We start from the raw sequence: 14,060 nt of genomic DNA, 5'->3' as shown, positions 1-14,060 counted from the left end.
GAAGACGGAGGTGGCGCCCTGCTCGGCGCCGACGAAGTACAGCAGGACGAGCATGAGGATGCCGAAGAAGACGGCCCAGGGGGCTATCGCCTTCACCGGCAGCTTGGCGGGCACGGCGGGGGTGGTGACTGTCGGCTGGGCGACGGACTGCGCCATGGCAGTACCTCCTCTGGGAGTTCGCGTCCCATCTCGGTGGTGCACAGGACGACGGCCACGGGTCTGACTCACGAACCGCCCGTGTCGGGGCGTTTCGCACACAGTGGCGCGACCGTGCCGGATTCCCACCGGCTTCCGTCTCGCCGTCGTCGATATCGGACAGACCGTACCGCGAGTCACGGGCCTGGCCAAGACCGCGTCCGCCCGGCGTGATCTTCCTCTCCCACCGGACGGACGGTACGGGGACGGGCTTCGGGGTTCAGCGGTGACGGAATACCGGTGGTCGTTTGCCGATGAACGCCCCCATGCCTTCCTTCTGGTCGGCGGTCGCGAACACGGCGTGGAACAGACGGCGTTCGAAGCGGACACCTTCCGTGAGTGTGGTCTCGAAGGCCCGCCCGACCGCTTCCTTCGCCATCATCGCGACCGGCAGTGACATGCCGGCGACCGCCTCGGCGACGGCCAGGGCTTCGCCGAGCAGGTCGTCGGCAGGGATGACGCGGGAGACCAGTCCGGCTCGCTCGGCTTCGGTCGCGTCCATGGTGCGCCCGGTCAGGCACAGCTCCATGGCCTTGGCCTTGCCGACGGCACGGGTCAGGCGCTGGGAGCCGCCGATGCCGGGGATCACCCCCAGCTTGATCTCGGGTTGGCCGAAGACGGCCGTGTCGGCGGCGAGCAAAATGTCGCAGAGCATGGCGAGCTCGCAGCCTCCTCCCAGGGCGTATCCCGCGACGGCGGCCACGGTGGGCGTACGCAGTTGTCCGAGGCGGTCCCAGGCGGCGAACCAGTCGGCCAGGTACATGTCCATGTATCCCTGTGGCTGCATCTCCTTGATGTCGGCGCCGGCCGCGAACGCCTTCGCCGAACCAGTGATCACGATGCAGCCGCACTCCGGGTCCCGGTCGAGGGCCTCGGTGGCGGCCACCACCTCGTTCATCACCTGAAGGTTCAGCGCGTTCAGGGCCTTGGGACGGTTGAGAGTCAGCAGGGCAGTACGGCCCTTCCGCTCGACAAGGATCGTCTCGTACTCGACGGCCGGTTCCGCAGTCACGCCTGTTCTCCGCTCTGGTTCCTGATGGTGCGCACGATGCCGGAGAAGTCCTCCACGGCACCGGCTCGCTCTGCATAGGCGGCATACAACTCCGCGGCTCGCAGACCAAGTTCCGCATGCACTCCGCCCGCCTTGACCGCGTTGGCCGCGAGCCCGAGGTCCTTGGCCATCAAAGAGGCGGCGAATCCCGGACGGTAGTCCCGGTTGGCCGGGCTGGTCGGCACGGGCCCGGGGACGGGACAGTTGACGCTGAGCGCCCAGCACTGCCCGGATGCCGTGGAGGCCACGTCGTAAAGGGCCTGGTGGGACAGGCCGAGGCTCTCGGCGAGGACGAACGCCTCGCTTACGGCGATCATGGAGACGCCGAGGATCATGTTGTTGCAGATCTTGGCAGCCTGCCCGGCACCGGCGCCGCCGCAGTGGACAGCCTTCTTACCCATGGCTTCCAGCAGCGGCCGCGCCTCGGCGAACTCCGCCTCTCCCCCGCCGACCATGAAGGTGAGCGTGGCCGCTTCGGCTCCGACCACCCCGCCGGAAACCGGTGCGTCCAGGGCCCGCATTCCGGCGGCCGCCGCACGCTCATGGGCGGTGCGGGCGTCGGCGACGTCGATGGTGGAGCAGTCGACGAAGAGAGTGCCCGGCCGGGCCGCCGTCAGGACAGTGTCGTAGAGGTCCAGGACGTGGCTGCCCATGGGAAGCATGGTGATGACCATTTCGGCGTCGGCGACCGCGTCGACCGCCGACGGCGCGGGTTCCACCCCCGTCCGCGTGGCGCCGTCCAGAGCGTCTGGCACCAGGTCATGGCCGCGGACACGGTGGCCCGCCTTGACCAGATTGGCGGCCATGGGGGCGCCCATGTGCCCGAGGCCGATGAATGCGACGGTACGGCTCACCAGGCCACCTCCGTGGCGGCGTCGGGTCCGGCGAGTCCGAGTTCCTGCTCGCCGAGCGGGGCGAAGAAGCGTTCGACGTCGGCTTCGGTCACCTCGACCAGGGTGGCCGGCGACCAGTGCGGGTCGCGGTCCTTGTCGATGACCTGGGCGCGGATGCCCTCCACGAGGTCGGGATGCCGGAGAGCGGCGCAGGAGACGCGGTACTCCTGGTCGAGGACTCGCTCCAGCGGGCCGAGGCGCCGGGCGCGGGACAGGGCGGCGAGGGTGACCTTGAGGGCGGTGGGGGACTTGGCCAGGAGGGTTTCGGCTGCTTCCTTGGCGTCCCGGCCGCCGTCGGCGAGCAACCGGTCGACGATCTCCTCGACCGTGTCAGCGGCGTAGCAGGAGTCGATCCACGCCCGTCGGCTGCCCAACTCGTCCTCGGGGGGCGGCTGTACATGGCGGGCGAGTGCGTCGTGCACAGGCATCTCGGCGAGGTCGTCGATGAATCCCCTCAGTGCCGCGGACGGCACGAAGTGGTCGGCGAGCCCGCAGAGCAGAGCGTCTCCCGCACCGATCTGTGCGCCGGTCAGCGCCAGGTGCGTGCCCAGTTCACCCGGCGCCAACCCGAGCAGGTAGGTGCCGCCGACGTCCGGGACGAAGCCGATCCCGGTCTCCGGCATGGCGATCCGCGAGCGTTCGGTGACGATCCGGACGCTGCCGTGCGCGGAAAGGCCGACCCCGCCGCCCATGACGATGCCGTCCATGACGGCCACGTACGACTTCGGGTAGTGGGCGATCCGGGCGTTGAGGCGGTACTCGTCGCGCCAGAAAGCGGCCGAGGCGGAGCCGTCACCGTTGCGGGCGTCGTCGTGGATGCTGCGGATGTCGCCGCCCGCGCACAGGCCCCGCTCCCCGGCACCGGTGAGGACGACGGTCTCCACGGCCGGGTCGCGCTCCCAGTTGCCGAGCGCGTCGTCGATGCGGCGGACCATCTCGTGGCTGAGGGCGTTGAGGGCCTTGGGCCGGTTCAGGGTGATGTGGGCGGCCCGGCCGGTGGTGTGGAACAGGACGGGTTCGTCGGTGGCGGTCATCCGCATACCTCCGTCAGGCCGCGGGCCACGATGACGCGCATGATCTCGTTGGTTCCTTCCAGGATCTGGTGGACGCGCAGGTCGCGGACGATCTTCTCGATGCCGTACTCGCTGAGGTAGCCGTAGCCCCCGTGCAGCTGGAGTGCGCGGTCGGCGACCGAGTACCCGGTGTCGGTGGCGAACCGCTTCGCCATGGCGCACAGGTACGGTGCCTGTGGGTCGCCTCGGTCGAGGGCTCCCGCGGCCTGCTGGACCAGGGCACGGGCGGCGGCCAGCTCGGTGGCCATGTCGGCGAGGCGGAAGCGCAGCGCCTGGGCGTCGAGGAGCCGTGCGCCGAACGCCTCCCGGTCGGCGAGGTGGGCGAGACTGCGGTCGAGGGCGCTGCGGGCGCCGCCGAGCGAGCAGGCGGCGATGCCGAGGCGGCCGCCGTTCAGGCCGTTCATGGCGATGCGGAAGCCCTCGCCCTCGCGGCCCAGGAGCCGGCCGGCGGGCAGTCGTACGCCGTCCAGGACGACCTGGCGGGTCGGCTGGGCGTTCCAGCCCATCTTCCGTTCGTCGGGGCCGAAGGTGAGCCCGGGGTCGTCCTTGTCGACGAGGAAGGCCGAGACGCCGTCAGGGCCGGCGCCTCCGGTACGGGCCATCACGACGTACACCTGGGAGGCGCCCGCGCCGGAGATGAACTGCTTGACGCCGGTCAGGACGTAGTGGTCGCCGTCGCGGACGGCCCTGGTGGTCAGCGCTGCCGCGTCGGAACCGGCGCCCGGTTCGGTCAGGCAGTAGCTGGCGAGGTCGTCCATGGCGCAGATACGGGGCAGCCACCGGTCGCGCTGGGGGTCGTCGCCGTAGCGGTCGATCATCCAGGCGACCATGTTGTGGATGGAGAGGTACCCGGCGATGGACGGGCAGCCGGAGGCGAGGGTCTCGAAGACGAGCACGCCGTCGGTGCGGGTGAGGCCGGAACCGCCGGACTCCTCGCGGACGTAGACGCCGCCGAGTCCGAGCCCGGCCGCCTTGCGCAGCACATCGACGGGGAAGTGCTTGTCGCGGTCCCAGTCCAGGGCGTGCGGTGCCAGGTGGTCCTGGGCGAAGTCGAGGGTGGTCTCGACGAGGGCCTGCTGGTCCTCGGTGAGCCAGGTGGTGGTCATACGGCACTCAGCCCATCGTGGGGATCGTGAAGCTCGCGCCCTCGCGCAGCCCGGCCGGCCAGCGGGAGGTGACGGTCTTGGTGCGGGTGTAGAAGCGGATCGAGTCCGGGCCGTGCTGGTTCAGGTCGCCGAATCCGGACCGCTTCCAGCCGCCGAAGGTGTGGTAGGCGACCGGCACCGGGATGGGCACGTTGACGCCGACCATGCCGGTGTTCACACGCCGGGTGAAGTCCCGGGCCGTGTCCCCGTCGCGGGTGAAGAGGGCGACGCCGTTTCCGTAGGCGTGCTCGCTGGGCAGGCGCAGGGCCTCCTCGTAGTCGGCGGCGCGCACGACCGACAGCACGGGCCCGAAGATCTCCTCCTGGTAGATGCGCATCGCCGGGGTGACCCGGTCGAACAGCGACGCCCCCGCGAAGAAGCCCTTCTCGTGACCGGGAAGCACGAAGCCCCGGCCGTCCACGACGAGTTCGGCGCCCTCTGCGACACCGAGGTCGATGTACTCGCGGACTCTGTCGACGGCGTCCCTGCCGACCAGCGGGCCGAAGTCGGCCTGGGGGTCGTCGCTGCGGCCGATGCGCAGCGCGCCGATGCGCTCCTTCAGCCGGGCCACCAGCGCGTCGGCGGTGTCCTCGCCCACGGGGACGGCCACGGAGACGGCCATGCAGCGCTCGCCCGCAGAGCCGTACCCGGCGCCGATCAGGGCGTCCACCGCCTGGTCGAGATCGGCGTCCGGCATCACGATCATGTGGTTCTTGGCGCCGCCGAAGCACTGGGCACGCTTGCCGTGGGCCGCGGCGGTCGCGTAGACGTGCGCGGCGACGGGTGTGGAACCGACGAAGCCGAGGGCGGCGACGCGGGGATCTTCCAGGAGGGTGTCGACCGCTTCCCTGGCGCCGTTGACGACGTTGAGGACGCCGGCCGGCAGGCCCGCCTCCAGGAACAGTTCCGCCAGCCTGAGGGGGACGGAGGGGTCGCGCTCCGAAGGCTTGAGGATGAAGGCGTTGCCGCAGGCCAGGGCGGGCGCGGCCTTCCAGAGGGGAATCATCGCCGGGAAGTTGAACGGTGTGATGCCGGCGGCGACTCCGAGCGGGGCGCGCAGGGAGTGCACGTCGATGCCGGTGCCGGCGTTGTCGGTGAACTCGCCCTTGAGCAGATGCGGGATGCCCGCGGCGAACTCCACGACCTCCAGACCGCGCTGGATGTCACCGTGGGCATCGGCGATGGTCTTCCCGTGCTCGGACGACAACAGCCGGGCGAGCGCGTCCTTCTCCTGTTCGACGAGGTGCAGGAAGCGCAGCAGGACGCGGGCGCGGCGCTGCGGGTTCCACCCGCCCCACTCCCGCTGTGCCTCGGCGGCGACGCTGATCGCCGCCTCGGTCTCGGCCCGGTCGGCCAGCGGCACGCGTGCCTGGACCTCGCCGGTGTTGGGGTCGTACACGTCGCCGTGGTTCCCCGAGGTTCCCGGGGTGTGCCTGCCATCGATGAAGTGGGTCAACTCACGTACGTTGGCGGAGTCGTTCGGACGGATCATGGGTGCCTGCTCTCGTCAGGTGCGGGTGATCCGGGATGGCGCGCCGAACCGGCACACAGGGACGCGGTGGCGTGCACGTGTGTGCGGGGGCAGCGCGAGAACGCGTATGGCGGGCGAACCGTCAGGCGGTGACGACGGGAATGCGGCGTGAGTGACGCCGGCGGCCGAGTCCGCCGGGATCGTGAATACGCAGCGGTGCCATGCGTGTCAGCTCCATCCTCGTGGACAACACGGAACATCCCGCGGCCGGTATCCTGACTCCCGGATCAGCGCGCGCCGTCCGCCTTCCCGACATCCAGCTCGTCAGTGGCGTCCTGCTCGACGGCGTACTCCCCGGTCACAGTGGCGGGACCGTGCCGGAATCACACCGGCTTCCCTGCACCGCGGGCCTACCCCTCGAATATATAGTTGGACGTCCTAGTAAATCCACCCCCGTAGCCCGGGTTCCGGTGGTGTTCGAGGTCAGCGGGGCTCGGATGCGGCCGTCCGGGGGGCCGCGAAGCGCACCGGCGCCCGGAAGCGGGCCTTGCGGGCGGCGCGCCGGAAGGTGGTCAGGACGGCGGGTCCGGCCAGCAGCAGGCACACGAAGTTGGTGACCGCCCGGCCGGTGTCCCAGCCCAGCGAGGTGGCCAGGTCGAACGCGACGTAACGGTGCCACTGCTCGGTGAAGGGCAGGCCCGGGAGGTAGGCGATGGAGCTGTTGGGGTCCAGGGAGAACGGCCAGAAGGAGAGGTTGAGCAGGAAGCCGAAGAGGTAGCCGGACAGCGAGCCGTACATGGCCAGCATCAGCACCTCGCGCCGGCCGCTCGCCCTGGGCAGGAACCCGGCGAGCATCCCCACGAAGGCGCAGCCGAACATCTGGTACGGCATCCACGGCCCCACTCCCCCGGTGATCAGGGCGGAGGCGAACAGCGACGTGCAGCCGAGGACGAAACCGAAGCCGGGGCCGTAGACCCGCCCCGCCAGGACCAGGACGAAGAAGACGGTCTCGATGCCCGCCGTTCCGGCGCCGAGCGGGCGCAGGGCGGCGTTCACGGCGGAGAGTACGCCCAGCATGGCGAGCGCCTTGGAGTCGATGCCGCCCTCGGCGATCTCCGAGAGGACCACGCACAGGACGAGCACCAGCAGGACGCCGAAGATCAGCGGGGGCGCGTAGTTCGAGCCGAACGTGCCCGGCGCGACCACGAACGGCCAGAAGAAGGCGACCAGTCCGAGGAGGGCGGCCAGTCCCATGACCACGCCGACGCGTGGGGTCAGCCGGATGGCGGCGCCGGTGCGTGGTTTCATGGGCGTGCTCCCTCGTCACAGTGGGTGGCGAGCTCGTGTGCCACTTGGTGCACCGTCAGGAACGGCAGCGGGGAGAGGATCTTCGCCGTCTGCGGGGCGAAGGTCGGCGAGGAGACGATGACGTCCGTGGTCGGGCCGTCGGCGACGACATCGCCCTCGGCCATCACCACGACGCGGTCTGCGGCACGGGCGACGAATTCGACGTCGTGCGTGGAGACGACGACCGTACGGCCTTCCGCCGCGAGGGCGTCCACGATGCCGATCAGTGCCGTCTTGGCCTGGTAGTCCAGACCCCGGGTCGGTTCGTCGAGCAGGACGACCCGGGGCGCGGCCGAGAGCTGGATGGCGAGGACCAGCGCGAGTTTCTGCCCCTCGGAGAGATCTCGGGGATGGATGGCGTCGTCGATGCCCGGCGCGAGCCGGTCGAGGAGGGCGCGCGCCTTCGACTCGGTACCCGACTCGGCGTCGGCCTGGTCGAGTTCCTGTTTGACGCTCTCCAGGTAGAGCAGGTCGGCCGGGGTCTGCGGAACCAGCCCGACGAGCCGACGGGCCTGGGCCGGCGGTACCGAGTGAGGGTCCGTACCGCCGGTGTCGCCGGTCACCCGCACGCTTCCCGCCCGGCGCGGTCCGGAGCCCTGCAGGGCCCACAGAAGGGAGGATTTTCCGGAGCCGTTGCGGCCCATCAGCGCGGTGACCTCACCCGCGTGCAGGTCGAGGTCGACTTCGCGAACGGCGGCGACACCCCGGTAGGCGACCGTGATGCCGCGCGCGCTCAGCAGCCGTGTCCGTTCGCCGTCCGTCAGCGGGGACCGCACGGGTACGGGCGCACGGTCGGCGAGCGTGGCCCGCAGTGGTGCGGCGGCGCGGCGGGCGTCACGGACGGACAGCGGCAGCGGTGACCACTTCGCGGTCCGGCCGAGTTCGACGATCGGTGGCGCGATCGTGGACGTCCGCAGGATCTCGGCGGGGGTGCCGATGCGGGCGCGGCCGTCGCCGGGCAGGTGGATGACGCGGTCCGCGTACTGGACGACGCGTTCGAGGCGGTGCTCGGCCATCAGGACGGTGACGCCGAGGTCGTGGACGAGCCGGGTGACGGCGGCGAGGACCTCCTCGGCCGCGGTGGGGTCGAGGGCGGACGTGGGTTCGTCCAGGACAAGGACGCGCGGGTGGGCGGTGAGGACCGAGCCGATGGCGACGCGCTGCTGCTGGCCGCCGGACAGTTCGTGCAGCGCCCGGTGGCGCAGGTCGGCGAGGCCGAGCAGGTCGAGGGTCTCCTCCACACGCTTGCGCATGGTCGTGGCTGGAACGGCCAACTGCTCCATCGCGTAGGCCAGTTCCTCCTCCACCGTGTCGGTGACGAAGCCGTCGGCCGGGTCCTGGCCGACGACGCCGACGACGTCGGCGAGTTCACGCGGGGGGTTCTCGGCGGTGTCACGGCCGTCGACGGTGACGCGGCCGTACAGGGTGCCGCCGGTGAAGTGCGGCACCAGCCCGTTGACGGCACCGAGGAGCGTGGACTTGCCGACGCCGGTGTGCCCGACGACGAGGCACAGCTCGCCTTCCTCCACCGTGAGATCGACGTCGCGCAGGGCGGGCTCGGCCGCGTCCTCGTACTGGACGGTGACCTGGTCGAAGGTGATCACGGTGTACCGGCTCTCTGGGCGGGGCTGGGCGGAGGGGCGAGGAAACCGGCCGTTCCGGCGAGGAGGACCGCCGCGGTCGGGACGAGGGGAAGCTCCGGCCAGGTCAGCGGGTAGTAGGTGGGGTTGAGCTGGGCCGGGTCGTAGCCGAGGTTGCTGAAGAGCAGGATCGCGGACAACACTCCGCTGCCGACGACGGCCCACTCGGGCAGGCTCCAGGGATCGGGCCGGTACACGGTGCGGGTGACGCGCCGGCCGCCGAGTCGCAGGCCCGCGACGCACAGGACGGCTCCGACGGCCATCGCCGGCAGCCCCAGGAGCGCCGGCGCCGAGGCGTCGAGCAGCCCGTACGCCCCCGCGCACAGCCCGCACATGCCCAGCAGCATCAGGGCACCCGTGACGCGGCGGGAGCGCCGGGTGGCGGTGCCCGCCCGGCCGTAGCCGCGCGCGTCCATGGCGGCCGCCAGCCGCAGGGAGCGTTCGAGCGCGTCTTCCAGGACGGGTACGACGATGCCGCGCAGCGCCTTCATCCCGTGTGTCCGTGCCGCGCGCAGCTTCTTGGCGCGGCCGACGCGTTGCACGCTCTGCACGAGCTGCGGCGCCACACTGATCGCGACGGTGACCGCCACTCCGAGTTCGTACAGAGCGCCGGGCAGCACCCGCAGGGCACGCTTGGGGTTGGCGAGGGTGTTGGCGGCACCGATGCAGCACATCATGCAGGCCAGCCGCAGCCCGTCGGTGGCCGAGGACAGCAGCGCCTCCAGCGACACCGGGCCGCCGATCCTGATACCCGCGTACCAGTCGGGAGTGGGTATGTGCGGCAGGGAGAACAGGAAGTGGTCGTGCGGGGTGACGCCGGTGGCGAACACGGCGCGGAAGACGACGCGGATCGCCACGACCGTCAGGGCGAGGTAGAGGTAGTACTTGAAGCCCCGCGCCCACGGTGCCTCGGTGCGCCGGGCCGTGACGACGTAGCCGAGGACGGCGAGCACCAGGACCAGCAGCAGCGGGTTGTCGGTACGGCTGACGGCGGTGGCCAGGGCGAGGGCCCACACCCACCAGGCGGCGGGATGCAGCGTGCGCGGGAGGCGACGGCCGCCGCCGTCGGACACCGTGACGGCCGGCGACACCTCCATGGTCGTTCGGGCCACCGCGGTCACTCGGTACGACGACGCCGGTGTGCCACGTAGCCGGCGGCGCCGCCGATCAGGACCACGAGCCCGGCGCCGGTGGCGACCGGTACGAGCGAGCCCGAGTCGCGCCTGGCATCGGCGGCAGGCTCGGCATTCACGACCCGGGTACCGCTACCGGTAGCCGGGCTCGACGCGGTGGGCGCCGGGCTGCTCGTGGTGGCAGTGGGCGACGGCGACGGGCTCGGCGACTTGCCGGGCCTCGGCTTCTCGGGTTCGGGTGAGCGCGGCTCGGAGGGTGTCGTCGTCTGCCGTACGGGAACCGGGCCGGTGTCGACGTCCGGTGGCAGGGACGGCGCCCTGTGGGTCGATCCGGGCCTGCCCGCGTCACCCTGCGGCCTGGTGTTGTGGGCGCGCAACTGGTCCGGCGTGACCTTCGGGCGGCCTTCGGTGCCCTGGATGTTCGTACCGCCGAAGACCCACAGGTCGACGCTGCCGGGCCTGGGCTTGTAGAGCATGGCGCCCAGCTGGCTGTAGCTCCAGTCCCTGGCTCCGGGATCCGCGTGCCAGTACGACCAGTACGCGGAGGCCGGCGGGGTGAGCACGCAGTCGTCCTGGGCGGGCGTCGGGTACTGCTGACCGCTCTTGTAGCCGCTGTATCCGATCCTGCAGACGAAAGCCGGGCCGTCGTGACCGGTGCCGACGGTCCTCCAGCCACCCTGGTTGAGCAGCTCGTACCCCGTCGTCGGTGTGGTGCCGCAGGAGCGCAGGATCGGGCCGCCCCAGTGGCTGAAGTCCACGGCGAGGACGACGCCGGAGGTGGTGGTGCAGCGGCCCATGGGCTGCGGGTCGGCGGCCGCCCGGGTGGCGGTCGCCGCGACCGTCCCGGCCGTCAGGCCGAGTACGGCGAGCACGCGAAGGAGACCGATGCGGTTCATCGTCCGCTCCCGGTGTCCGTGCGACGGCGGGCGACGATCACCGTGCGCCGGCCGGCGAGCACCAGCAGGGCGGCGATCGCGGCGAGGGCACCGGCCTGGGCACCGGTGGAAGCGAGGACACCGCCCCCGCCACCCCCGTTCGCGGTCGTCCCACCGTCGCCGCCACCGGACTCACCCGTGGTGACGATGTCCGGGCCACTGCTGCTGGGCATGGCTGTGGGTGTAGGTGTGGGCTGTGGTGACGTGCCGGTGAGGCTGCGCTTCAGCCTGCCGAACGAGATGCCGGTGGCGCCGCCGACGGCCTGGGTGGAGGCGCGCAGGTCGGAGCCGCGCTGACCGCCCTTGGCGACGTTGAAGCCACCGTCGGTGTTCTGCTGGGAGGCGAGGAACCTGCGTGCCTTGGTGATCTTCGAGGTGTACTCGCCGGCGTCCAGGGAGAGCGCCTGCACGGCGAGGGCGGCGGAGTTCACCGAGTCACCCGCGGCGCCGGGGAAGCCGCCGTCGGCCAGCTGCCTGGACGCGATCCAGGTCAGCGCCTTGTCCACGGCCTTGTCCGCCTTGGCCCCGCCCGCCAGGTCGAGCGTCATGGCGGCGATGGCGGTGGAGTCCACGTCGGAGTCCATGGTGGACGGAATCAGACTCGGCCAGGCGCCGCTGGGCTGCTGGAGGCTCTCGAGGTAGGTGATCGGCTGCTTGGCCGCCGCCTTCTCACCGGCACGCAGCTGCGCCATCACGGCCAGGGACTGGGCGAAGACCGAGGGCGCGTACCGGTAGGCGCCCTCGGCGGCGCAGGAGCGGTCGGGGCCCGTGCTCGGCTTGGTGCAGACGGCCTTCGCGAGCGCGGCGATCAGGTCGTGCCCCGCGAAGTGACGCGGGTCGCGGCCGACGGCCTCGGCGAGCAGCGCGGTCTTCCCGAGAGAGCCGCCCGCAGCGTACGGCGTGCCGATGCCGGTCCAGTCGTCGACGGTGCGGCCCTCGCCGTCCTTGCCGCGGTGGTCGAGGAAGTCGACGATGCCGCGCAGCCTGGCGTTGTCCAGGCCCGTGGCGGCGAGGGCATAGGCGCCGTCGATGGTGAGGCCGAAATCGGCGCGGGCCGAACCGGTACCGGCGGTGTAGTACTGGCCCCGCTTGAGGTTGGCCGCCCTGGTGAGGTAGGCGACACCCTTCTTCAGATCCGGTCCCACGCCCGTAGGAGCACTCGGTGAGCCGCTGGGCGTGGTCGGCGGCTCGGACGGAGGCACGGGCTTCTTCGTCGTGAGGGTGACCAGGCTCGTTCCCGCACCGGCGAGGACGGCGGGCGGAGTCGCGTAGAGGGCCGGGTCGGTGTCGGTCTCCTCGAAGCCGAAGCCGCCGCCCTTGAGCTGGTGCCGGGACAGCCAGCCGACGGCCGCGTCCGCGCGTTCGGTGTCACCGAGAGCGCGCAGGGCCTGCGCGGCGTATGCCGTCGCGGTCACGCTGCCGGAGGAGGATCCGGTATAGCCGGGGAAGGCGCCGTCCGCTCGCTGGGTCTTGGTCAGGTAGGTGCGAGCGTGGGTGACGGCGTCGTCGTGGCCTCCGGCCTTGTGCAGCACCAGGGCGACCAAGCCGGTGGTGGCGGGGTCACCGTCGCAGTACTCGCCGGCGCGGATGAGGATGCTGGTGATGCCGCCGTCCTTGCACTGGAGTTGCGTGAGACGGTCGACGGTCGTGGCCGGGGGTGCCACCCCGGCGCGCAGGAGGGCCAGGACGGACAGGGCCTGGCCCTCGGTGTAGGACGCGGACCGGAAGTCGCCCTCGGCGGTGCAGCCCGGGTGCGCGTCGCCGGATTCGGGGCCCGCCGCGCACACGTTCTTCGTGAGGACGTCGATGAGGTCGCGCCCGCCGAGAGCACGCGGATCGCGTTCGGTGACCTCGGCGAGGAGGGCGAGGCGGGCGACGGCGGTGGCGTCCGGCGCCTGGTCGGCGCCGTTCGGGTAGCCGAAGTCGCCGACGTGGGCGGCGAGGAAGCCGGTGACCTTGTCGAGCGTGGCGCTCTCGCCGTCCACCGCGGCGAGAGCGTAGGCGGTGTCGGCGGTCAGCGCGTAGTTCGGTGTGGTTGCTCCGTCGTCGACGATGCGCTCGCCGTCGGTCAGGCGGCCCTTGAGCCATGCTGCGGCAGCGGTCAGGTCGACCGTGCCGGGGGCGCCGGTGGGCGTTCCGCCCGGGTCGGGTGTGTGGGTGGCGCCGGCGCGTACGTCGTCGGGGGTGAAGGCGGGCTTGCCCGTCGTGCCGCCGACGTCCGTGCCGCCGTAGACCCAGGCGTCGACGTCGCCGTCCTTGAGTTTGCGGTCCTTTGCGCCGTACTGGCTGTAGGTCCACTCGTCCTGGCCGGGTGACGCGGTCCAGTACGACCAGTACGCCGTCGCCTGCGGGGTCAGAACGCAGGACTCCTTGTCCGGGGTCGGGTACTGCGTGCCGGAGTGGAAAGCGCCGTAACCGATGCGGCAGATGAATGCGGGGCCGTCGTGCTGGGTGCCGGTGGTGGTGAAGCCGGCGTCGTGCAGCAGGTCGTAGCCCGTGGTGGGCGTGGTGTCGCAACCGCGCTCCACTTCGCCGCCGAACGCCCCGAAGTCGACGGCGACGACGGCACCCTTGGCCGAGGTGCAGTCACCGACACCCTCGGCGGCGGCAGGTGCCGTCGCGAAGAACGTCACGCAGGCCGCCATCAGGATGAACAGGGCGGACACGAGTGCCGTGCCTCGCGCGCCCCCGATTCTCCCGTTTCTTCGCTTCCCCGTCCGCACCACGGCCCCCTCGCGCCTGCCCGACGCGGGCGCGGACGTGGCAGAGGGCCTCCGTCGGACGAGGAGTTCCCCGCAGCCGGAAGCTGGTCGCACCACGCCGTAGTCCACGACGGCGTCTGTTGCTGTTGAACACGCCCCAGGCATTCCGGCTCGCCCGGCGGTACCGGGCCCACGGTTGCGGGTCAGCGCCGGACTTCGACCGGCTTCCCCTGGAACTTGTTGCGTATCAGCGGGATTTGAACACGTCTCACAGACACCGTCAAGGTGGTCCACCGGCCGGCCGAGGTGAACACTGGCGGCTCGGTCACGCGTCCGATACCGTCCCACTGCCGAGTGGGGGAACCCGGTGGGAATCCGGGGCTGACGCGCAGCGGTGTGGGACGGCAGGGACCGGCCCGAGCCCGAATGCCCAAGCGGTGAAGCACCTTTGGAAGCCGGTCCACGCGTTCCGGAC

Annotated in this window: 11 protein-coding genes and 4 riboswitches; all 11 genes read right to left on the bottom strand. The window is 71.4% G+C overall.

What is annotated here, in order from left to right:
* Window positions 1-156, bottom strand: a 156-nt coding sequence (locus ACZ3ZD_RS31420) for a CbtB domain-containing protein (protein WP_467404779.1), incomplete at its 3' end; no start/stop codon positions are given.
* Between the two features lie 36 nt (window positions 157-192).
* Window positions 193-337, bottom strand: a riboswitch (cobalamin riboswitch).
* 78 nt (window positions 338-415) lie between these two features.
* Entirely contained in the window at window positions 416-1,207 is a 792-nt protein-coding gene (locus ACZ3ZD_RS31415) for an enoyl-CoA hydratase (protein WP_467404736.1), read from the bottom strand.
* Window positions 1,204-2,100: a 3-hydroxyisobutyrate dehydrogenase gene (gene mmsB / locus ACZ3ZD_RS31410; protein WP_467404732.1), complete on the bottom strand. Its 897-nt coding sequence runs from the start codon at window positions 2,098-2,100 to the stop codon at window positions 1,204-1,206. The genes ACZ3ZD_RS31415 and mmsB overlap by 4 nt, the downstream gene beginning before the upstream one ends.
* A complete protein-coding gene (locus ACZ3ZD_RS31405) occupies window positions 2,097-3,173 on the bottom strand; it encodes an enoyl-CoA hydratase/isomerase family protein (RefSeq protein WP_467404728.1) in 1,077 nt (358 codons plus the stop codon). Before ACZ3ZD_RS31405 ends, mmsB begins: the two co-directional genes overlap by 4 nt.
* Complete coding sequence (locus ACZ3ZD_RS31400) at window positions 3,170-4,318, bottom strand: acyl-CoA dehydrogenase family protein (protein WP_467404724.1); 1,149 nt, start codon at window positions 4,316-4,318, stop codon at window positions 3,170-3,172. The genes ACZ3ZD_RS31405 and ACZ3ZD_RS31400 overlap by 4 nt, the downstream gene beginning before the upstream one ends.
* Before the next feature lie 7 nt (window positions 4,319-4,325).
* Window positions 4,326-5,849 carry a CoA-acylating methylmalonate-semialdehyde dehydrogenase gene (locus ACZ3ZD_RS31395; protein WP_467404721.1) on the bottom strand — a complete coding sequence of 508 codons (1,524 nt, stop codon included), beginning with the start codon at window positions 5,847-5,849 and terminating at the stop codon, window positions 4,326-4,328.
* Between the two features lie 227 nt (window positions 5,850-6,076).
* Window positions 6,077-6,250: riboswitch (cobalamin riboswitch) on the bottom strand.
* 61 nt (window positions 6,251-6,311) lie between these two features.
* Window positions 6,312-7,136, bottom strand: coding sequence for an ECF transporter S component (locus tag ACZ3ZD_RS31390; protein WP_467404716.1), 825 nt, complete (start codon window positions 7,134-7,136; stop codon window positions 6,312-6,314).
* Window positions 7,133-8,779, bottom strand: coding sequence for an ABC transporter ATP-binding protein (locus ACZ3ZD_RS31385; RefSeq protein ID WP_467404714.1), 1,647 nt, complete (start codon window positions 8,777-8,779; stop codon window positions 7,133-7,135). Before ACZ3ZD_RS31385 ends, ACZ3ZD_RS31390 begins: the two co-directional genes overlap by 4 nt.
* The gene (locus tag ACZ3ZD_RS31380) at window positions 8,776-9,912 is read right to left on the bottom strand and encodes an energy-coupling factor transporter transmembrane component T (protein WP_467404775.1); all 1,137 of its coding nucleotides are present in this window, start codon (window positions 9,910-9,912) and stop codon (window positions 8,776-8,778) included. Before ACZ3ZD_RS31380 ends, ACZ3ZD_RS31385 begins: the two co-directional genes overlap by 4 nt.
* A 20-nt stretch (window positions 9,913-9,932) precedes the next feature.
* Window positions 9,933-10,844, bottom strand: coding sequence for a hypothetical protein (locus tag ACZ3ZD_RS31375; protein ID WP_467404710.1), 912 nt, complete (start codon window positions 10,842-10,844; stop codon window positions 9,933-9,935).
* Window positions 10,841-13,528 (bottom strand): prenyltransferase/squalene oxidase repeat-containing protein, encoded by a 2,688-nt coding sequence (locus ACZ3ZD_RS31370; protein WP_467404771.1) that lies wholly within the window; start codon window positions 13,526-13,528, stop codon window positions 10,841-10,843. The genes ACZ3ZD_RS31375 and ACZ3ZD_RS31370 overlap by 4 nt, the downstream gene beginning before the upstream one ends.
* A 196-nt stretch (window positions 13,529-13,724) precedes the next feature.
* A riboswitch (cobalamin riboswitch) is annotated at window positions 13,725-13,858 on the bottom strand.
* 50 nt (window positions 13,859-13,908) lie between these two features.
* Window positions 13,909-14,038, top strand: a riboswitch (cobalamin riboswitch).
* Window positions 14,039-14,060 lie beyond the last annotated feature (22 nt).

The organism is Streptomyces sp. NPDC023481, from assembly GCF_055560195.1.
Note: the sequence above shows the minus strand (reverse complement) of the source record. Positions and strands in the feature narration are given on the sequence as shown.